General features: G+C 47.2%; 23 protein-coding genes. 16 read left to right on the forward strand and 7 right to left on the reverse strand.

Translation table 11 applies throughout. The features are described 5' to 3' along the window. Positions 1-62 precede the first annotated feature (62 nt). Together ACE3MQ_RS09030 and mciZ are read right to left on the reverse strand one after the other, a co-directional pair. The gene (locus ACE3MQ_RS09030; RefSeq protein ID WP_379392275.1) at positions 63-1040 is read right to left on the reverse strand and encodes a hypothetical protein; all 978 of its coding nucleotides are present in this window, start codon (positions 1038-1040) and stop codon (positions 63-65) included. Further along, positions 1027-1197 (reverse strand): Z-ring formation inhibitor MciZ, encoded by a 171-nt coding sequence (gene mciZ / locus ACE3MQ_RS09035; protein ID WP_379392276.1) that lies wholly within the window; start codon positions 1195-1197, stop codon positions 1027-1029. Before mciZ ends, ACE3MQ_RS09030 begins: the two co-directional genes overlap by 14 nt. A 94-nt stretch (positions 1198-1291) precedes the next feature. Here mciZ and ACE3MQ_RS09040 point away from each other — a divergent pair, with 94 nt between their 5' ends. The 16 genes from ACE3MQ_RS09040 to ACE3MQ_RS09115 all read left to right on the forward strand — a co-directional run bounded on the left by ACE3MQ_RS09040 (position 1292) and on the right by ACE3MQ_RS09115 (position 14679). After that, positions 1292-1861, forward strand: a complete 570-nt coding sequence (locus ACE3MQ_RS09040; protein ID WP_379392277.1) for an NUDIX domain-containing protein — start codon at positions 1292-1294, stop codon at positions 1859-1861. Next, entirely contained in the window at positions 1858-3150 is a 1293-nt protein-coding gene (locus ACE3MQ_RS09045) for an endonuclease Q family protein (RefSeq protein ID WP_379392278.1), read from the forward strand. Before ACE3MQ_RS09040 ends, ACE3MQ_RS09045 begins: the two co-directional genes overlap by 4 nt. 101 nt (positions 3151-3251) lie before the next feature. Further along, positions 3252-3893, forward strand: coding sequence for a stage II sporulation protein M (gene spoIIM, locus ACE3MQ_RS09050; protein WP_379392279.1), 642 nt, complete (start codon positions 3252-3254; stop codon positions 3891-3893). Between the two features lie 98 nt (positions 3894-3991). Continuing rightward, a complete protein-coding gene (gene fur, locus ACE3MQ_RS09055; protein WP_379392280.1) occupies positions 3992-4468 on the forward strand; it encodes a ferric iron uptake transcriptional regulator in 477 nt (158 codons plus the stop codon). 162 nt (positions 4469-4630) lie between these two features. Then, entirely contained in the window at positions 4631-4867 is a 237-nt protein-coding gene (locus ACE3MQ_RS09060) for a DUF4227 family protein (RefSeq protein WP_379392281.1), read from the forward strand. 24 nt (positions 4868-4891) lie between these two features. Then, the gene (xerD, locus tag ACE3MQ_RS09065) at positions 4892-5806 is read left to right on the forward strand and encodes a site-specific tyrosine recombinase XerD (protein ID WP_379392282.1); all 915 of its coding nucleotides are present in this window, start codon (positions 4892-4894) and stop codon (positions 5804-5806) included. A gap of 48 nt (positions 5807-5854) precedes the next feature. Continuing rightward, positions 5855-6682 (forward strand): purine-nucleoside phosphorylase, encoded by an 828-nt coding sequence (locus ACE3MQ_RS09070; protein WP_379392283.1) that lies wholly within the window; start codon positions 5855-5857, stop codon positions 6680-6682. A gap of 160 nt (positions 6683-6842) precedes the next feature. Further along, positions 6843-8030 carry a D-alanyl-D-alanine carboxypeptidase family protein gene (locus ACE3MQ_RS09075; protein ID WP_379392284.1) on the forward strand — a complete coding sequence of 396 codons (1188 nt, stop codon included), beginning with the start codon at positions 6843-6845 and terminating at the stop codon, positions 8028-8030. A gap of 89 nt (positions 8031-8119) precedes the next feature. Next, entirely contained in the window at positions 8120-8473 is a 354-nt protein-coding gene (gene spoIIAA / locus ACE3MQ_RS09080) for an anti-sigma F factor antagonist (RefSeq protein WP_379392285.1), read from the forward strand. Beyond that, positions 8470-8922 (forward strand): anti-sigma F factor, encoded by a 453-nt coding sequence (gene spoIIAB / locus ACE3MQ_RS09085; protein WP_379392286.1) that lies wholly within the window; start codon positions 8470-8472, stop codon positions 8920-8922. The genes spoIIAA and spoIIAB overlap by 4 nt, the downstream gene beginning before the upstream one ends. A gap of 11 nt (positions 8923-8933) precedes the next feature. After that, entirely contained in the window at positions 8934-9689 is a 756-nt protein-coding gene (sigF, locus tag ACE3MQ_RS09090; RefSeq protein ID WP_379392287.1) for an RNA polymerase sporulation sigma factor SigF, read from the forward strand. A gap of 196 nt (positions 9690-9885) precedes the next feature. Further along, complete coding sequence (locus tag ACE3MQ_RS09095; RefSeq protein WP_379392288.1) at positions 9886-10527, forward strand: stage V sporulation protein AA; 642 nt, start codon at positions 9886-9888, stop codon at positions 10525-10527. Further along, positions 10524-10952 carry a stage V sporulation protein AB gene (locus tag ACE3MQ_RS09100; protein ID WP_379392289.1) on the forward strand — a complete coding sequence of 143 codons (429 nt, stop codon included), beginning with the start codon at positions 10524-10526 and terminating at the stop codon, positions 10950-10952. The genes ACE3MQ_RS09095 and ACE3MQ_RS09100 overlap by 4 nt, the downstream gene beginning before the upstream one ends. A 37-nt stretch (positions 10953-10989) precedes the next feature. Continuing rightward, complete coding sequence (locus tag ACE3MQ_RS09105) at positions 10990-12630, forward strand: spore germination protein (protein WP_379392290.1); 1641 nt, start codon at positions 10990-10992, stop codon at positions 12628-12630. A gap of 109 nt (positions 12631-12739) precedes the next feature. After that, positions 12740-14071 (forward strand): diaminopimelate decarboxylase, encoded by a 1332-nt coding sequence (lysA, locus tag ACE3MQ_RS09110; RefSeq protein ID WP_379392291.1) that lies wholly within the window; start codon positions 12740-12742, stop codon positions 14069-14071. A gap of 170 nt (positions 14072-14241) precedes the next feature. Beyond that, positions 14242-14679: a peptidylprolyl isomerase gene (locus tag ACE3MQ_RS09115; RefSeq protein ID WP_379392292.1), complete on the forward strand. Its 438-nt coding sequence runs from the start codon at positions 14242-14244 to the stop codon at positions 14677-14679. A gap of 368 nt (positions 14680-15047) precedes the next feature. Here the strand turns inward: ACE3MQ_RS09115 and tlp are convergent, their stop codons facing one another. The 5 genes from tlp to ACE3MQ_RS09140 form a co-directional block, all read right to left on the reverse strand. Further along, the gene (gene tlp / locus ACE3MQ_RS09120) at positions 15048-15269 is read right to left on the reverse strand and encodes a small acid-soluble spore protein Tlp (protein WP_379392293.1); all 222 of its coding nucleotides are present in this window, start codon (positions 15267-15269) and stop codon (positions 15048-15050) included. A 148-nt stretch (positions 15270-15417) separates the two neighbouring features. Next, positions 15418-16290, reverse strand: a complete 873-nt coding sequence (locus ACE3MQ_RS09125; RefSeq protein WP_379392294.1) for a peptidoglycan recognition protein family protein — start codon at positions 16288-16290, stop codon at positions 15418-15420. A 36-nt stretch (positions 16291-16326) separates the two neighbouring features. Then, on the reverse strand, positions 16327-16791 hold the full coding sequence (locus ACE3MQ_RS09130) for a phage holin family protein (RefSeq protein WP_379392295.1): 465 nt from the start codon (positions 16789-16791) through the stop codon (positions 16327-16329). A 68-nt stretch (positions 16792-16859) separates the two neighbouring features. Next, positions 16860-18680, reverse strand: coding sequence for a DNRLRE domain-containing protein (locus tag ACE3MQ_RS09135; protein WP_379392296.1), 1821 nt, complete (start codon positions 18678-18680; stop codon positions 16860-16862). Between the two features lie 33 nt (positions 18681-18713). Next, positions 18714-20747, reverse strand: a complete 2034-nt coding sequence (locus ACE3MQ_RS09140) for a discoidin domain-containing protein (protein WP_379392297.1) — start codon at positions 20745-20747, stop codon at positions 18714-18716. Positions 20748-20776 lie beyond the last annotated feature (29 nt).

Here is a 20776-nt window from a genome sequence, read left to right on the forward strand (position 1 = left end):
CTTCTTTGTCATAGGTGTCCGGATAACTGTATTTTAGGTTGTCCGAGGCACCTTTTTACTGTTCAATTCAGACGATCCGATCTATGATGCCGCATATTCCTTTGTTGGGCAGGACTCCAAACTGTATGCCAATTTGAATCATGAACAATGAGCAGGGTTTGCTGAATTTTGTACAGATATTTGTCAATTTTGCACTTCTCTTGCTCCGAGGGATGATACAGCTCAATGCGTCTGAACAAGTTGTTCATCGTTTCATGCAAATAACAGGATGCTGCGCCAAAACGAGCATGGGCCATTTCAGGGGCTTGCTTGCTCAGTATTTCAAAAATGCGGGACGCTTCCGCATAGCATTCTTCATCATGCAGCAGCTCGGCTGAAATAAAGGCGATTTGCTGGAATATACTCTGCGATCCTAACGAGAGAGGGTCAGGAAGGCGGGAGAGATGCTGCTTTGCTGCAGCGATGTATCCTTCCCGATAAAGTGCCTCAATGAGTAGACCATGCATATAATCATCGCCTGAGGAAGCCAGCTTAGAGGCTAAATCAGGCAGACCAAGCTTAACGGCTTGATCGATCAATCCGGACAAGCGGGAGAAGGGAATGTCTTCTGTCAGGCTCTCTTGGATTTGGAGTTGGCAAACTTCAGATAGCTGGTGCATCTTTTCGATGAATTCAGCATCGTCCTGTGTCCTATTGTTCAGGCATTCACCGATATAGGATAAAGCTTGTCCGACGGCGCCGGTACGTATTAATGCCTCGGCATATAACAGCTGCACAGGCTTGCTGCGCAGGAGCTGGGGGGAGAATAGGGCTAAGGCGCTATTGTAAGCCCCAAGCTGATATAAGACGGCGATGAGCAGACTATTGCCGTCAGGGAGCTTATCCTGTTCGATGAGATTCCGCAGCTTCGCCGTGATTTCTTCGTCACTTCGCTGAGAACGATACAGCTCCAGTCCGATTTGCAGCAGCTGCTGCTCGGGATGCGAAGGCAGCAATTTCAATGGCTCCGTGATCGATTCGGATAGCTCATTCATATTCACGGTCGATCACCTTCGTCTTCAAATTAAGCCGAGCTTCAATCAAATCCTTGACCATGCCAGTCGGGCCGGATTGCTTCTGCCATTGGTGAAGCAGAATGCGAATTTGCCAGGCCTTGCCCTGAGCGCGAAGAGAATTGTCCGAGAAATAGCTCTTCATCAGCGATGCCCCTTCCTTTGTTCGGGTTTGGTATAATAACACCATATGTTCAAAATGGACAAGTTATGATTGTTAATCATTAGGGAGGATTTTTATGACGCTATCAAACGATAAATTAAAAGAAACAACCGTTTCAACGGAGCATGTTTTTACGGGGAAGGTCATATCCTTGCAGATCGATACTGTGCAGCTTCCCGACGGTAGCCAAGGCAAACGGGAAATCGTAAAGCACCCGGGTGCTGTAGCCGTTTTGGCCGTTCGTAACGGACGCTTGCTGCTTGTTGACCAGTATCGTCAAGCATTGGGGCGTTGTGAGCTGGAGATACCGGCCGGCAAGCTGGAGCAGGGCGAGGATCCTCTGGAGGCGGCTAGACGGGAGCTGGAGGAGGAGACGGGTTACCGCTGCAGCAAGCTGTCTCTGCTACATTCTTTTTATACCTCGCCAGGATTTGCGGACGAGATCATCCATTTATATTTGGCCGAGAATTTAGCCGAGGGTGAAGCTTCGCCGGATGAGGATGAATTTCTGGAAATCATTGAAGCGACCTTCGACGAGACGCAGCAGTATATTGCGGAAGGCCGAATTTCGGATGCGAAGACGATTTTGGCCGCTTATATATGGCAGCAAAGGCTATCAGTTCACAGTGGAAGCCAAGGTGCATGAGCATGACCGGCAGCGATAAGACCATGAAAGCAAGCGCAGATACAGACACAGACACCATCGCAAACAACAGTGTACATGCCCGTTCAGATACCAGCACAAAATTAAACCCATTGGGCACGTGTTATGCTGATCTTCATGTCCATATCGGGCGAACGAACGCAGGAAATCCCGTTAAAATCAGCGGCAGCCGGAATCTGACCTTCGGCAATATCGCAAGGGAAGCCGAGGAACGCAAAGGGATTTCCCTAGTCGGGATCATTGATTGCCATTCTCCGGGCGTACAACAGGATATTGATGATTATCTCCAGGCCGGCGAGATGAAGGAACTTCAGGATGGCGGCATTGCTTACGGAGGAACCACAATTCTGCTCGGGAGTGAGCTTGAAATCCGTGAGGCGGGAATGGGGCCGGCCCATTTGCTGGTTTTTTATCCCGATTTAGAGGCGATGAAATCCTTCACAAAATGGCTGGATAAGAATATGAAAAACGTGCATTTAAGCTCGCAGCGCGTTTACGCCCCCGCTCGTGAGCTGCAGCAGGAGGTTTACAGCCGAGGCGGAATGGTCATTCCGGCGCATATTTTTACCCCCCATCGCAGCATTTACGGCAGCTGTGCGCCGCGAATGGAGCAGGTGCTGAATCCCGAGCTGATTAGCGCGGTTGAATTGGGACTGAGTGCGGACAGCGAGATGGCAGGTTTGATTAGTGAGCTGGATCGGTATACGATTTTGACGAATTCGGATGCCCATTCTTTAGGAAAAATCGGCAGGGAGTACAATGAGCTGCGGATTGCGAAGCCGAATTACCGGGAATTCGAGATGGCGCTTGGCATGAAGGAAGGAAGAGGGGTTGCCGCGAATTACGGCCTGAATCCGCGCCTTGGCAAATATCACCGGACATTTTGCGGCGGATGCAATTATATTATCGATGAGGCGGACGCCGCTGTTGAACGCTGTCCGTATTGCGGCTCAACGAAGCTTGTTCGCGGCGTCCAGGATCGAATCCGTTCGATTGCGGATCGGACCGAGCCGGCAGTTCCTGCGCATCGTCCGCCGTATCATTATCAGGTGCCGCTGGAGTTCATTCCGGGTCTGGGCCCCGCCAAATTTGAAGCTTTGCTGCGGGTGTTCGGAACGGAAATGAATATTTTGCACCGGGTTTCCGAGCAGGAGCTGGCCGAAGTGGTCGGCAGCGAGCTGGCCGAGCGTATTTGCGCGGCACGTGCCGGTCGGCTCGCCTTAACATCAGGCGGCGGCGGAACATACGGCAAGGTCGATAAATCGAATTGATTTAGCAAATAGAGCATAAGGGGGCAGGCTTGTTCATATTTTTTACTTAAGAGGTTACTGCTCTAGGTAAACCATGTGAACGTTGAAAGGAGTACGCCCGCATGCTTCGACCTTTTCGTTATGCTCTGAAGGATCAAACCCCTGTATATGTGTTTGTATCGGTGCTTTTTCTGATGGGTGTTGTGTTCGGTGCACTGATGGTCAATGCTCTTACATTCGAGCAGCAGCAGGATTTGTCCCGCTATTTAGGCAATTTCTTCATATCCGTTAATGAGGGGGGAGCCGACTTTCACCCGGTGACCTTATGGGAAGTTGCCATCCTCCATTTGAAATGGCTAGGATTGATTTGGATTTTAGGCTTATCCGTGATCGGACTTCCGGGTATCCTTATTTTGGATTTCCTGAAAGGCGTTCTGATCGGCTTTACCGTCGGCTGCCTGGTCGGCCAATTTACCTGGAAAGGGCTGCTGTTTGCACTCGTTTCCGTCGCCCCGCATAATCTGCTCATTATTCCGGTTCTGCTGATTAGCAGCGTGGCTGCCATCGGTTTTTCGCTGAATATTATAAGAAGCCGGGTGCTAATGAGCCGCAGCGGCAGCGCTGCGCGCCCCTTTCTGACCTATACGGGGCTGACTATGGTACTAGGTGTGGTGATAATGGCCGCCTCCTCGTTCGAGACCTGGGTTACCCCGGTCATGATGGGCTGGGTTACCCCGATGCTCGAATCCAGCCTAGGACTCTAGCAAAATGTTTGACTTTGTTGATTAACTCCCCCTATAATGAAAGAAGTGATTGTAGAGATATTAGATCAATGAGCGGCAATTCCTGGGGGAGGGAGAACATGGAAGCAAAGATCGACAAAATCAAGCAGCAGTTACAATCCCAGGGTTATAAATTAACGCCCCAACGGGAAGCCACAGTACGGATACTGCTCGAGAACGAAGACGATCATCTTAGTGCGGAAGATGTTTTCATGCTCGTCAAAGATATAGCTCCTGAAATCGGTCTAGCGACCGTTTACCGTACTTTGGAGTTGCTGAGCGAACTGCATGTCGTGGAGAAAATCAATTTTGGCGATGGCGTAGCCCGCTACGATCTGAGAACCGACACGAGCAAACATCATCATCATCACCTCATTTGCGTACAATGCGGGGCGATGGATGAAATCCGCGAGGATTGGCTTGGGCCATTGGAAGAAAGACTGGAGGAAGAGTTTAACTTTACCGTACTCGATCACCGTCTTGATTTCCACGGGATTTGTTATCGCTGCAAAGACAAGAACGACAATAATCCCGATTCCGGCAATAAGAAATCTTAAGTCCGCATTTAAAGCCCCGCACGGCCTCCGCGCTGTGAGGGGCTTTTTTAATCAATTCACATAATCCCTGCGTCTCCCCTATATACTAATGATAAGCGCCTGTCCGACCAGCAAAGGTTGGAAGGAACGCAAGAACGGGTAAAGAAAGAGGGAGAGGGATTTATGGTCATCTCACTTCGGAAGTGGCTGCGCAGCGTGAAGTATATAGTGATATTTGTGGCGCTGGCTTATTTGCTGTACAAGATGATGGGCGTGTTTGGCGATTATTTTCTTTCGGCGGATAAATATCGTAGTCCTGATGGCTCTGCCGTAAAGGCATTCCAGGCCGATGCAAGCAGTGGTTCGGGATTTGAATATATGGCGGATCGTTTGAAGCTGTTTTATTGGTACGGAGAATAAGAATGAAATGGGGGGCCCAAAAGCTTGGAACAGTATGTTACCCCATTTATGGGTTACTTAGCCGATCACAAAAGGTTAAGCGCAGCAACACTGGAATGCTATCAAAGAGATGTGGAGCAATTCATCGATTATTTGCAGGGGCGGGAAATCACAGAGCCCGGACAAATAACCAAGGCGGGCGTGAAGCTGTATTTTTCCGCGCTAGGGAAGGCGGGCAAGGCCCCGGCCACGATCGCGAGATCCTCGGTATCCTTGCGGGCTTTTTTTCAATATTTGCAGGGGGAAAGGCTCCTGGAACAGGACTCGGGTGACTGGATTGATTCGCCAAAAATCGATAAGCCCTCTCCGCAAGTCTTGACCGTGGAAGAGGTCGATTTGCTGCTGGACATGCCTAAGCCATCCCATGCATCCGGGCTGCGGGACAAAGCCATGCTGGAGCTTCTCTACGCTACGGGAATTCGCGTTTCCGAGTTAATTGCCCTGAATGTCCAGGATGTGGATACCTCGATGAGGTATGTCAGATGCTCCGGGGGAAAGGAGCGAATTATTCCGATGGGTGCCGTGACGGCGGATTGGATTCATAAATACTTGGCGGAGAGTCGCCAGCTCTTATTGGGTCAATCTGCTGCAGAGGTTCTGTTCCCGAACGCCAGGGGAGAACGCCTCACCCGCCAAGGCTTCTGGAAAATCGTAAAGAAATATGGCAAGGAGGCGGGAATCGACGCAGACATTACTCCGCATACGCTCCGTCATTCCTTTGCTGTGCATTTGCTTGAAGGCGGTGCGGACGTGAAATCGGTGCAGGAAATGTTAGGACATGCCGACATGGTTACCGTGCAAATGTACTTAAGCAAAACGAAGCCCAATTTGAAATCCGTTTATGAGGCATTTCATCCCCGGGCTCAATCACAGCTGCCAAAATCATCCGCAGCAGAGTAAATTCTCGCTGAGGCAATCAAGATGAATGATGTAAAGGAGATCGATACAATGACAACGACATTAACGCAAGGAATGATTCAGGAAGCAGCGGACTATATCCGCTCCAAATCGAACGTAACGCCGAAGATCGGATTGATTCTCGGCTCGGGACTTGGCGTGTTGGCAGAGCATATTGAGGATGCCTCCAGCATTGCGTACCAAGATATCCCGTATTTTCCCCAGTCCACGGTTGAGGGGCATGCAGGCGAGCTGCTGATCGGCACCGTGCAAGGAACGCCTGTAGTTCTAATGAAGGGCCGCTTCCATATGTATGAAGGCTACGGGCCGGAGCTAACGGCGTTTCCGGTGCGCGTCATGAAGGCACTCGGCGTAACGAAGCTGCTCGTAACGAATGCGGCAGGGGGAATCAACACTTCCTACAAGCCGGGCGATTTAATGCTGATTTCGGATCATATGAACATGACGGGCCGAAATCCGTTGGCAGGGCCGAATGATCCGGAGCTTGGCGCCCGTTTCCCGGACATGTCGGAGGCATACAGCCGCAAGCTTCGCGAGATTGCGAAGCAGACAGCTCAGGATAAGGACATCCCGCTGCAGGAGGGCGTATATGTCGGACTGTTGGGGCCTTCTTATGAAACACCGGCCGAAATCCGTATGTTCCGAACTTTGGGAGCCGATGCCGTGGGTATGTCTACGGTATCCGAGGTAATCGTGGCCAGACATGCCGGTATTGAGGTGCTAGGTATATCCTGCATCAGCAATATGGCTGCCGGGATTCTTGACCAACCGCTGTCGCATGAGGAAGTCATCGAGACGACGGATCGGGTTCGCGAGAAGTTCCTTCATCTTGTATTGGGAATTATCCCTAAGCTTTAATCCTATAACCTTTAGGCCACAAGCGGCGTTTCCAGTTGATCTGCTTAGATCGCTGGAAGCGCCGTTTTTTTGCTTTGAGAGGAATATGTTGGCTTTATTTCGCCGATACTAGGTTAGCAGAATCCAATATTTTGTAAAATCCGATGAAGGGGGACTAATCTTGAGCAAGCGGCTGTTAATTTGGAGCATCGCAGTACTGCTTATCTTCTCAGCTTGGCCGGCGGCTGTATTTTCCGCTCCTGGCGAGGCGAATGAGGAAGGGGATGCTCTGCTAGCGGATAATGCCAATTCAGCGATATTGATGGATGCAGACACGGGAACGATCATTTACGAGAAAAAGAGCCATGAAAAGCTGCCACCGGCCAGCATAACGAAAATTATGACGATGCTGCTAACGATGGAGGCGATCGATAAAGGCACCTTGAAGCTGACGGACAAAGTGACAACGAGCGAATATGCGGCATCCATGGGCGGTTCGCAAATCTTTTTGGAGCCTGGAGAGCAAATGACCGTAGATGAACTGCTCAAAGGCATTGCCATGGCATCGGGCAACGACGCTTCCGTGGCGATCGCCGAGAAAATCGCGGGCTCGGAGAAGGCCTTCGTAAAATTAATGAATCAGCGGGCAGCTGAACTGGGCATGAAGGATACGCTATTCAAGAATTGCAACGGGCTGCCGGTGGAGAACCATTACAGCTCTGCCCATGACATCGCGATCATGAGCCGGGAGCTGCTAAAGTATCCGGAGGTAACGGAATATACCGGTGCTTATCAGGATTATTTGCGGCAAAATACGCAAAAGCCATTTTGGCTTGTTAATACGAATAAGCTGGTTCGATTTTATAACGGCGCAGACGGCTTGAAGACCGGATATACGTCGGAGGCCAAATTTTGCTTGGCGGCTACCGCGCAAAGAGACGGCCTGCGGCTGATTGCTGTCGTGCTAGGGGAACCGAACACGAAGATCCGGAATAGCGAGGTGTCCGCGATGTTCGATTACGGCTTTTCCCAATATGCCCTGCTGCCGATTTATAAAGCGGGTGAAGTGATCGGGAAGGTAAAAATCCAGAAGGGACAGTCTCCGCTGCTGGAGCTGTCAGCAGCACGCCAATTGAATGTGCTCGTCAATAAGGGTGCTACCCCGGGCAGCATTACGCATAAGCTGGAGGTGCCCGAGAAGCTGGCTGCTCCAATCAAGAAGGGCCAAAGCATCGGAAAGCTGATCGTCTATCAGGAGGGTAAGGCGATTACGGAGTTCGAGTTGAAATCGCCAACGGATATCGATAAAGCAGGCTGGTGGACGATGTTCAAGCGTACGGCCTCACACCTCTTTTTTGTAGATTCATAGGGTTTTTCTTCTAGTTTTGTCAGGGGGAAGGAATTCCGTGCAGGCTTAGCGAATTGTTGTGTTCATGTCAGGGAGGAGAGTGAACAGACGTGAATTTACATGTGGAAATGGTAAGACACCGCGAAACGCTCATCGTGCGTTTAAGCGGAGAGTTGGATCACCATACGGCGGATGATGTCCGTATGAGAATGGATGAAGAAATTGCACGAGGGGATTGCCGCCATCTTGTGCTCAGCCTGAAGTCCTTGCAGTTCATGGACAGCTCTGGTCTTGGTGTCATTTTGGGAAGATATAAGCTGATCAAGCATAAAGGCGGCAAAATGGTGCTGTGCGACGTCAATCGCTCGGTTTATCGGCTGTTCGAAATGTCGGGGCTCTTTAAGATTATGAGCATTGTCGAGAATGAGAGCGCTGCGCTCTCTGAATTGGAGGTCGCATTATGAACCAAGCCGCCAGCAATTTTATGTCGCTGCAATTTGCTGCAAGGTCGGAGAATGAATCTTTTGCCAGAGTGACAGTTGCGGCATTCGTCTCGCAGCTTGATCCTACTATGGATGAAATTACGGATCTTAAGACCGTCGTGTCTGAAGCCGTAACGAACTGCATTATTCACGGATACGACAGCGATCCGGAAGGAATTGTCACGATATCCGCCCATATTGAAGGGGACACGGTTACTTTAGTGATTGAGGACAAGGGACAAGGAATAGAAGATGTAGAGCTTGCGAAGCAGCCTCTCTACACGTCCAAGCCGGAACTTGAGCGATCGGGCATGGGCTTTACAATCATGGAGAATTTTATGGATGAGTTCGACGTCGCGAGTGAAATGGGCGGCGGCACGTCCATTCGGATGAAGAAGAGGATTGTATCCAAGAAAGCTTTATACAATTAGGGGTTGGATCTATGGATGCTGATGTGAAGCAAACCTCAAGAGAGTTTTTGGATGATGCCGAAGTGAAGCGGTTGATCGCTCTGAGCCAATCCGGGGATCACGGTGCCCGCGACCGGCTTGTGAACTGCAACATACGGCTCGTCTGGTCGGTAGTGCAGCGGTTTATGAATCGGGGATATGAACCCGAGGATCTGTTCCAAATCGGCTGTATCGGCTTGCTGAAATCAGTGGATAAATTCGATCTCAGCTATGACGTCAAATTTTCCACGTATGCTGTCCCGATGATTATCGGGGAAATCCAGCGTTTTCTGCGGGATGATGGGACGCTCAAGGTCAGCCGCTCGCTGAAAGAGATGGCGAACAAGGTTCGCAAGAAGAAGGATGAATTATCGAAGGTGCTCAATCGGCTGCCTACGGTCAAGGAGGTCGCCGATGAGCTCGGGTTGACGCCGGAGGATGTTGTATTCGCCCAAGAGGCCAATAAACCGCCTACCTCGATCCATGAGACGGTATTTGAGAATGATGGCGATCCGATTACGCTGATGGATCAAATTGCGGATGAGTCGCAGGATCGCTGGTTCGATAAGCTGGCGCTTCATGAAGCCATTCATGGCCTGTCCGATCGGGAGCGATTGATCGTGTATTTGCGATATTACCGCGATCAGACGCAGTCTGAGGTAGCCAACCGGCTTGGTATTTCCCAGGTTCAAGTATCCAGGCTGGAGAAAAAAATACTGCAAAACATCCGTGACCAGATTGCGCAATAATATACGGGTGTTCGTTAGTGCAGTAAGCTTTTATGCAAGAACGGCTTCGGCTAAATCCCGAGAGCCGTTTTTTGCTATATATAAGGCAGATAAGGAAGGTTGCTGCTGCAGTTACCGGGGCTTTTCGTTAATAACGAGTAAACCATCTCTCCGCTTGGCATACTATGGACAATTCGTCCTGGAAAGAGGTGTTGGGATGAAACAGAACCCCGCTACGATATATTTGCAGCTGCGCAAGCATGTCAAGCTTCCTATAGGCCAAGCTGTGCGAATTCGCGATGTAGCCCGTGTTCTAACGGATTCGAAGCTTGAGCCAAGGCTCCTGGATGTAGTGATCAAGAAGCCGCGGGAGCAGGACGGCAATTTGCTTCTTATCGATATGCTTCAGATCATAGCACGCATACAAGAACGTATCCCGGACATGCAGATAGAGTATATCGGCGAGCCGCAGGTGCTGGTTGAAATGGTCAGTACGGCAAAGAAGCCGCTGTTTCTATTGTTTATTGTCGTTTGGCTGCTCTTGTTCTTTGGCTCTGCGCTGACGATCATGAATTTCCATGCTGATGTGAGTATGGAGGCAGTTCAAGTCCGGATCGTGGAGATGATCACCGGCGAGCGCGATGAGCATCCGTACTTGTTCCAAGGAGCCTATTCCATTGGCATCGGGCTCGGAATGGTGGTTTTTTTTAATCATTTGTTTAAGAAAAAATGGAATGAAGAGCCCACTCCGCTTGAGGTTGAAATGTATTTATATCAGGAAAATTTGAATCAATTCGTCATTTCCGAGGAATATAAGAAGATGCATAAAGCGGCGGGACGGGGGGAGAAGAACCCTTGATCTCACCTTGGTCAGCGGCGATTTTTATTTTTCTGGGATTGGCCGGCGGCATAGCGGTCGGAGGCGGAATTATCGCTCTCTTCATCGTGCTTGACGTCATTCCGAGGCTGGCGCAAGTGACCGGATCCTATGATAAGGTGCATTGGTATGAAGGCGCGATGGTCAGCGGAGCGTTTATCGGGACGGTAGCAGATTTCTACCAGTGGCATATCCACGGCCCATGGCTCATCAGCGGCTTCATTGGCTTGCTGAACGGCGTATTTGTCGGCCTGCTTGCCGCGGCACTGACAGAGGTGCTAAATGTTCTGCCGATTCTCGCGAAGAGGCTTCGGATGCAGCATTATTTGTTCGGGCTGCTTCTCGCCATGGTATTCGGAAAAGTAGCCGGCTCATTGTTTGAATTTTTTGTTTATAACCATAGGTAGAGGACAAATCGTTGCAAAGCAAGCAAGGAGGTAAAGCATGACGGATCGGGAGCACAACGGGTTTTCTCATGAGCCGCAGCATCCGCCTGAATTTATTCCTTATCTGGAAGAGGATTCTGTTGAGGAAGCTGACGGCACGGACGATGAGCTGCGGAATCGAAAGATCGAGCGTGAGCGTTCAGATACGGTAGAGGAGTCAGTCGTTTATTGGCAGCAAAGCAACAGCATTAGCGAGGATTTGGATACGACGCGGAAAACGCTGGAGGAGGTTGTTGGCCTCGGCAAGAGCTTTGACGTTGATTTTCGGGAAATGGCGTTTGGGGATGTACGGACGGGATTGTTTTTCGTCAGCGGCTTTGCAAAGGAGGATATATTGCAGGAAATTCTTAAACGGCTGACATATCTGTCGCCTGACAATATAACTTCCGATGCACTGCATGCTTTTTTTGATCTGTATATACCGCATTTTCAGGTCAAGAAAATCGATAAGCTCAGCGACGTCATCACGATGGTACTCAGCGGGATGAGTGCTTTATTCATTGAAGGCGCGAACGAGGCCTTAGTAATGGATACCCGTTCCTATCCGGTTCGCAACCCTGAGGAGCCCTCGCTGGAACGCGTCGTAAGAGGGGCGAGGGACGGCTTCACAGAAACGCTGCTCACGAACGTTACCCTCGTCCGTCGGCGGCTTCGTGATCCTGGTTTAACCTTTGAAATGCATAAGGTGGGTCGCAGAACAAAAACCGATGTTTGTATCGCTTATATCGATGATATCGTGGATAAAACCCAGGTCGACTCCCTGCGTGAAAAGATTACCTCGATCAATATTGATGGAATCCCGCTCGCGGACAAGCAATTGGAGGAAGCGATCGTACGAAAAGGCTGGAATCCGTATCCACTCGTTCGGTATTCGGAGCGGCCGGATGTCGTTGCTTCGCATATATTGGAAGGAAGAGTTGCGCTGTTTAGCGATACATCGCCCAGCGTCATTATTTTGCCGACGACGTTCTTTGATTTATGCCAGCATGCAGAAGAGAACAGGCAGACGGCATTTATGGGCACCTATCTGCGCTGGGTACGATTTATCGGCATATTTGCCTCGTTGTTTCTGCTTCCGCTATGGCTGCTATTGGTTATCCATCCGGAGCTTAAGCCGGCTTCATTGGCGTTTATTGGCCCACAGGCCGAGGCTAAAATTCCGCTGATCGCACAGTTCCTTCTTATTGAATTTGGGGTCGATTTGCTCAGAATGGCTGCGGTACATACACCGACCCCTCTTGCTTCGGCTATGGGCTTGATCGCTGCAATATTGATTGGGGATATCGCCGTCAAAACAGGCCTGTTCGTCAATGAGGTGGTGCTGTATATGGCCGTTGCTGCTATCGGGATGTTTGCTACGCCGAGCTATGAGCTGGGGCTCGCCAATCGGGCTATTCGGTTGGGCTTGCTTGTCGCCGTAGCGATCTTCGGCGGATCGGGATTTGTAGTAGGAGTGACGGCCTTTATTATATGGCTAACGCTAAGACGCTCCTATAACTCCTCTTATCTGTGGCCGTTTATTCCGTTTAATGCAAAGGCGATGGCCGCAATTCTTTTCCGCTTGCCCGTCATGACCTCCAAGCAAAGGCCTTCCTTCAACAAGGCCAGGGATCGTACGCGAATGCCGCGGCAGGAGTAGACAAACAGGTTGTCCGACAAAAAATACAAATGATATTCGTAAAAATCCATTTTTCAGTTCACCTAATGTTTGCTATACTGGTGTAAAAATTGAAAGTGGAGAGTGCTAAATGTATTTACATGGTACTAGCAACATTAATGCCAAAGGGCATCTCGAAATCGGCGGCTGCGATACGGTCGATTTGAAGCAGCAGTATGGTACACCGCTCTACATCGTTGATGAAGCACTTGTACGGCAAAGATGCCGCGAATATATGGATGCATTCAAGCAATCGGGCCTTACGTTCCAGGTGGCCTATGCGAGTAAAGCTTTCTGTGTAATGGCCATGTGCAGAGTCGTGGAGGAAGAGGGCTTGTCGCTGGACGTCGTTTCCGAAGGGGAATTGTACACGGCTCTGCAGGCTGGATTTCCGGCCGAGCGTATTCATTTCCATGGCAACAACAAGACGTTGGATGAGCTGGAAATGGCTATTTCTGCAGGGATCGGCTGCTTCGTCGCAGATAATTTCACCGAGCTGCATATGCTTCAGGCGATTGCTGCTGAGAAGGGTGTTGCCGTGAACGTTCTCCTGCGCGTTACCCCAGGGGTTGAAGCTCATACGCATGAGTTCATTTCCACGGGACAGACCGATTCGAAATTCGGTTTTGATATCGGAAATGGCTCGGCAGAGGCAGCGGTTGAGCTGGCAGCCTCCAGCTTGAATCTTCGTTTGCTCGGATTGCATTCCCATATCGGCTCGCAAATTTTTGAGGTAGAGGGCTTCGAGCTGGCCGTAGAGCGTGTAGCTGATTTTGCTGCAGGCATCAAGGAGAAGCTTGGCGTTGTTTTCAAGGTCATTAACCTGGGCGGCGGCTTTGGTATTCGTTACACCGGAGAAGATGAGCCGCTGCATGTGTCTCAGTATGTTAAATCGATTACGGATGCGGTCAAGAAGCACTTTGCGGAAGTCTATGCGCAAATCCCAGAAATCTGGGTAGAGCCAGGCCGCAGCATTATCGGCGATGCCGGTACAACGCTATATACCATCGGTTCAACGAAGGATATTCCAGGGGTACGTAAATATGTCGCTGTTGATGGCGGGATGACCGATAATCCGCGTCCGGCGCTTTATGACTCCAAGTATGAGGCGATGCTGGCGAACCGTGGAAATGACGCGAATGAAGAGACAGTATCGATTGCCGGTAAATGCTGCGAAAGCGGAGATATGCTCATTTGGGATCTGGAGCTGCCTCAAGTGAACCAAGGAGATCTGCTCGCTGTATCCTGCACGGGGGCTTACAACTACGCGATGGCCAGCAATTATAATCGCATTCGCCGTCCGGCCGTCGTGTTCGTAAAGGATGGAGTCAGCGACGTTGTCGTTAAGCGTGAGACGTTGCAGGACATCATCTCCTGCGATGTCATTCCCGAGCGTATTTCGAAGCAGCCGTCATATAAATAAGGCCGCGTAATGACGATTTAAATACAGTAACAGCAGTCTTAAAAGGCTGCAGGGATGTTGGAATAGCTCCGCCGCCAGAAATGGTGGCGGGCTTTTTTTGCTCATCGCCCGATTTCATAGTAAACTGTAAGAGGTTTGTCTTATGAGAATAAAGAAGGAAGTGATCCGATATGAAAAAAGGTAAAATCGTACTGGAAAACGGCGGAGTGGTAGAAATTCAATTTTTACCGGAAGAGGCGCCAGGCACTGTAGCAAACTTCGAGAAGCTGGCTAACTCCGGCTTCTATAATGGACTTTCGTTCCACCGCGTTATCCCTGGCTTTGTAGCTCAAGGCGGATGCCCGAACGGAAGCGGAACCGGCGGCCCTGGCTACACGATCAAATGTGAAACAGCCACGAACACGACCAAGCACGAGCGTGGAGTGCTCTCTATGGCGCATGCGGGCAAGGATACAGGCGGCAGCCAGTTCTTTATCGTATACGAGCCACAGCCGCATTTGAACGGCGTACACACGGTGTTTGGGAAAGTGACGTCCGGTATGGAGCTGGTGGATCAAGTGCGCCCTGGCGACAAGATGAAGGAAGTTACTGTCTGGGACGAAGCTTAAGTTTAAGTAAAAGTACTGTTACACAGAGAAATGGCATCGATCGAGGATCGGTGTCATTTTTTTGTTTTCAAGGTCTGACTCGATGAGCGATTTTACAGTCGAAAGATTCCTGAAGAATTTGAAACGCGGGCTTCTGAGTTGCTGAATAGAGAACTTACACTTGTGCAAGAGGGGGAGAAATCTTGAATGAGGCGCAAAGCTGGTTCAGAAGGACGTGCAGGCTGTTTTGGATCAGATGATCAAGGAGAGGGAAGATACACGGGGGAATAATTGATGTGTGCATATCCGGGGAAAATAGAGAGAGAACGTTGGATGCTTGTTCTCGTTCTCTCTTATTGCTTTTATGCTTATGGTGCTCAAGATACGGATTATTCCGCGTCAGCGGCTTCGTCCTTAACCTCTTCACGGAAGCCTTGAATACTGTTAAGGCGACGTTTGTTTTTAGCTTCGATTTGGGCTTTCTCTTCACCGCTGATTTCATCGGCATGTTCGCTCAAATAATCCTGTCCCTCGCGGAAGTTTTCGATGGTATCCTCGATAGCATCCTGTAATCTTTCCACATTATCGGAACGATCGTCCGGTTTGGCCACAATTATTACCTCCTTATAAGCATGTTGAGTTGTTATTTTTCCACTAATTTATGATTTTATGCAAATGGAGGGAGGTATGGGGGAGGTGGAGCCATTACAGATCTGACGATAGGAGAGGAGAGCCAAAAACCATGATTTAGGTTAATCCTTAGAACAATCCTGCACGAAATAGTACAGTGATAATGTCATAAAAGTCCTTGCTTCGTCCATTTATCGTATTCAAAACGGGATTTCCGTTCTTATCCTTCATTTTACTTAATGCGTCAATGGCCGGCTGGGCGTAATCGGGAATGTCTTGCATGATGGATTTTCTATTTAAACTAGCGACTTGTTCCTTAAGTTCTTCAAAAGCCTTTTTCTCATTTGCTGTCATTGGCTGATCCACCGTTTCATTTTTTAGTCGTTCGAGTTCTTGCTTAATGGCAGGAATAAAGCCTTTATTTGCTGTGGCTACAGTATTGCCTTGGCCCCAGATGTTTGTCCCTGGACAAGTTTTGGATGATTTGCCTGGCGTATAATCGGATAATCGGATGCCTGAGCTTGTAAACCACGCATGATAAACAATATGGCTGGTATTTACGGGTATAGATAGTTTTTCACATAAACAGGCATACACATGCACGATGGATTGCTGTTGTTCATTCGTCATCACGTCATTATTTTTATCAAAATTTCCTATGATCTCTATGCAGATCGAGCCATGGTTCTGGTTAGTAATGCCCGCCGGTGTTTGGTTCAAATCTCTGTCTAACGAAATGGCGACTCTGCCGTCTTCCATAATGGTCATGTTCTGACCCGTAGCTCTCCATTTATTGGTGTAGACATGGTAATTGCGCATTCCTTCAAGACAAGTAAAAGGGTCTTGCTGCGCGACCCCGTTTTTCATTTTGCGAGTTGCGTAATTTGGAGAAGCAGTATGATGCACTTGCAGCTTGTTTATGCTTCTAGTAATTTTTTGTTTCTGCAGCCAGTCTCGGAATTCCGAGCGGTTCATCAACAGAAAATGGCCTTGCTGCTTCATGATTTTCTCCTTTGTGAGTCAATTTCATATCTAAAGCTAATGATTCTTTTCTTTCCCTTTAAGGATGGCTATTTTCTCTCGAATGATCTCTGGGAAGGGGAGCTCCAGTCTCCCGTAATTCTCGGCCAGAGAAATAATCTCATTGGCATACCAGAAATAAATGCTCCCGATCATTACGGCATTCGTGTTCATCGCAATGTCCACATGATGCGCGATCAGCACTGCTAGCAGCATCAAGCCTTTCTTGATAAGGCCCCAGAATGATGCGGCGCTTGCGATGCCCCGGCCTTCTTTAAGGCTGGCGAGGATGCCTGTAATGTAGTCGGAACCCATTAGGATAATAAGTAATGTCATTGCTGGACTCCAACCCCCATATGTTTGAGCAATCATGCTCCCGATAACGCCAAAAATGCCATAGAATCCGACTTCTTTAGCTGTTAGCGGCTTGAGATAGGTGAATATTAAATCTTTAATCTCTAGCAATTTTAAATATAACGCCATTTTGTTTGCTCTCCTCATTTAGAAAAATAAAAGGAACGCCCTTTAGAAGGGCATTCCTTTAAATAGTGTTACATGATGTATACATAGTTACTATTACCTTTTCCTTTAACAGAAATGAAGCTATCTAAATCGCTAACATCTCTTTTCCTGATCATCGCAACAACTGGCATATCTTCGATTCCCTCAGCACGAGGACTCAAGAATCCAGCTAAATCAGGCTGACTAATGACAATTTCTGCCTCAGTTTCTTCGATCTGCTTAACAATAAGCACTGCTTCAAGCTCATCTATATTTCTAATATCAATAACTGACTCTAGATATTCCCTTTCTTTAACTTCTATGAAAGCGTCTGTCTCACTCGTATGCTTGATGGAAATGAAGGAGTTGAGATCAGGTCGAGAAGCCTTAATAAAACTATCTAGGTCTTCGTAGTAAGGCACTTCTAAGGAACTATCAAGATCATCATCATTTTGGACTCTTATTGTTATTTCAGCATGGAGATCTTGTCTAGATACTGTAAGAAAAGATTCTAAAATGGTTTCCTGCTCCGTAACAACAGTAAATTCAGCTTCAAGGTCTTCAAAACGTCTTGTGTAATCAGAAACTTCTAGAGCTGCACCTAAGTCTCTTTGATTGACCGTAATAATGCTTTCAAGTGTTGATTTTTCCTTGCGTGAGACGATCATTTCACCCGGTAAGGAAATATTAGGATCAACTGTAATTACTGCTGCCAAATCAGGTTGACTTGTTCTGATTTCAGATATTAGCTCGGTTACTTGATTGCTGTGTCTAACGGTTATTGCAGATTCTAATTCATCATATTTACGTATTCCTACGGTCAGAGAGGAATCGATTTCTCTCTTACTTACAGTTATTACTGCATCTCGATCCTCATCCAGAGGATCTTCTTTTTGATGAACATAAATAGAAGATTCAAGCCACTCTAATCCAACATCACTCTTAACAGTGATCATTCCAGTTATATCTTTATGACCCTTACCTATGATGAATAGTTCAGACTCCATTTCGGAGCGTCCAATAGAGTAAACTTGAGACGTGATGTAATCAACGATTAGCAGAGGTGAAAGTTCTGACTCCTTAGTAAAAAAGCTAAGAGATTCCCCGTCAGAAGTTCTGATAATGAATCCAAAGTTATCCAAGGATTTATCTTGCCATCTTAACGCGATATCAAGAACATCAAACTCAACATATCTCTCTTTTGTGTTAATCACATATTGATCTTTTAATAGCTCAACAGAGTATGGCTGGTTTGCATAGGTAATACCCATCTCTCGCCATATTGTATCTGGTTGATGTAATTCAAGATTGCTGCCACTAGGCAGGTTGATATAATATAATCTTAGCTTTGCGCCCTCAAGATACTTTAAATCTGGAATGGAGTTGCTGAAATCAGCAAATTGTATAAAAGAGCTAAATTGCTCCTCACTGCTCCTACCAGTCAGCATACTTCTGGCGTCGCCATAGTTGATGGTTTGCAAATCAGAACGGCTTCTTGTCGTCGAGTCTGCAATTGGAGGCAATTTCACTTGCACTCTAGGCGCTTCAAGAAGCTCAAACTTCCCGAACATTCGATTATGTGGTCTGACCTCAATTGTTGATTCTATAAAATCTGCTGCTATGGCTAGAATCTCTGCATCCACATCATCATTGCCGCGATACTTGATATCTAGAGTAGCATCTAAATTCAGTTCATGCTTCGTTCTAATGGATATTAGTGAGTTTAGATCACTGCCCATTGGTTTTTTAATTAAAATGGTTGACTCTAAATCTTCATCAGCAGAGCGATAAAGAATAAAGCTGCCTCCCATTCGGTTAGACAGCCTGCTTTTTACTGTAATCTCACTGCTTATGTCAAATACTTCATCCAAAGTTTCACTTCCCATCTCATTGTATTGAGATAATTATACGGTGTCTGCCTTTGCTCTAATTTCAAACGTGCCATTTGGTGCAGGTGGAGCCAACAGTTCCGTTACAATTCTTACATAAAACTCGAACTCTTCATCCTCATTAAAAAATCTGTTGAACAAAAGAGGATCTTCAGCAATAAACGGAAAATTAGAGCGTGACATCTCTATGGTCACACCCTCGGGCAGTTTCTCTTTAACTACTTCAAGCAACAAATTCTGTACACGGTAGCCGATCTGGTTCTTTACAATCACCTTTTGCTCTAATGTGGTTTGCCCAGCAATAATGACTCCAAAGTCAAGATACTTTAATATCTCGCCAAAAGAATTGGATAAATAATTTTTATTTTCATCCATGAACATAATGCCAGAGTATGTGCCAATAAAGGTGGTTTCCCAATAATCTTGCTGACCCCAAGCATCCTGGAAGTCTATTCTTAAGGTGTTATATACACCAAATAAAATATCTCGATCTGAAATATTTATATTTATTGCTTGCGGGGAATTCATTAATGGCGTGTAATGTCCGCTTGAAGGATAATAAGGGTTGCCATTCAAAGATACCTTATATTGCACCTTACCTAAATCATCATCAGATAGCTCGCCACTTAACTTGTTACCTGCAAACTCAACTTGAATTGTAGCGGCTGTATTGAGTATGTAAAAAGCAACATCGCTAAACTTGATTGTTCCTGTAGGAGATGTAACGTCTGCTTTAGTGTTATGTAAAAAAGTGTGCCCATCAGCAAGGTGGATATTATCAGCAATTAAATAACCAATTCGGATTTTATCGCCCTTGCCTTTAAAGGATGCTTCTTGTAGCTTTGATACATCATGTGGCGACATACCATGTGAAATGATTGCATCTTTATTCGTATGGTCGATAGTTAACCATTTTCCATATTTATTGGACTCCCATGTTCGTCCACCGTCAAAAGACATGATAACTCTTAGTTTTCCTACAGAATCATTTGAATTTTCCTCTAGGATAAGAGATAGCAGTTTACCAAAAATCTCTTGTTCACTGGACGGAAGTACAACTTGCTCAAACGGAACTCCCTCAACATGAAGCAGGGGAGGGGCATCTGAATCGCTCCAGGTTACCACCTCAAAATCTCCATCCAATTCATCGAGAGGGGAGTAGTTGGCGTTGATCTCCAGTTCGGCAGAAGTCTTGTTTGGGTCGTCAGTGTAATAGAGAACATCGACTTCATCACCCAATTCGTCGTAGAGAGTGAATGGTTCTGTTTCTAAGGTGATTCTTGATTCTGTTTGGTTTGGATTGTCGGTGTATTCGATAATCTTGATGGTTTGACCTGCGAATTCGTCTTCGAGAGTAAATGGTTCAGTTTCAATAGTGAATTGGGCTTCGGTTTTGTTTGGATCGTCTGTCCAGTGGCACAATTCAATATCACCTGAGAGTTCAGCCCATGCTGATTCTGGAATAATTGAGGCATCGTCCATACCCTCTGTGAGAAATAACTGATCGGTTAGAGTATTAGAGAGAGATACCCAGCCGTTGTTATATTTTTTGTATTCATTGTTGTGGTGGATTAGTGTTTTATTGTCATAGACTAACTCCATCATTTCAATATAAGTTATTTGAATAGGATAACTTGTTCCGCCTGCTGCTGCTGTTATACTAATTCTGTAATAAGTATATGGGGTAACATTTTGGAATTCAAACTCTTTCTTAACATTCTTTTCCCATGTACTTTCGTTAATTTGAGAATCTAAAACCGTCCAATCTGAACCATCATTTGAGCCCCTAAAACTCCATGATTTCGGAGCATTCCTAGGATCAGAAGGAGTAATTGTATATTTACGTATTATTTTTTCATTATCAAATTTATATTGTATCCACCCAGTATTACTAGAGTTACTTTGCCAATAAGAATTGTTACTATTAATAAAAGCATGCCAAGGATATCTATTCCATGTGGTATTATAGCTGCTGGCACTGACAATACCGCTAGGTGTAGTATTTGAAGTCATACGTGGTATCACCGTTGTTTCTCCTACGTGAGCCAAATAATTTCACTCCTTTCTCAGTTTCCATT

It is taken from the genome of Paenibacillus lentus (assembly GCF_042714055.1).
Lineage (GTDB): Bacteria > Bacillota > Bacilli > Paenibacillales > Paenibacillaceae > Fontibacillus > Fontibacillus lentus_A.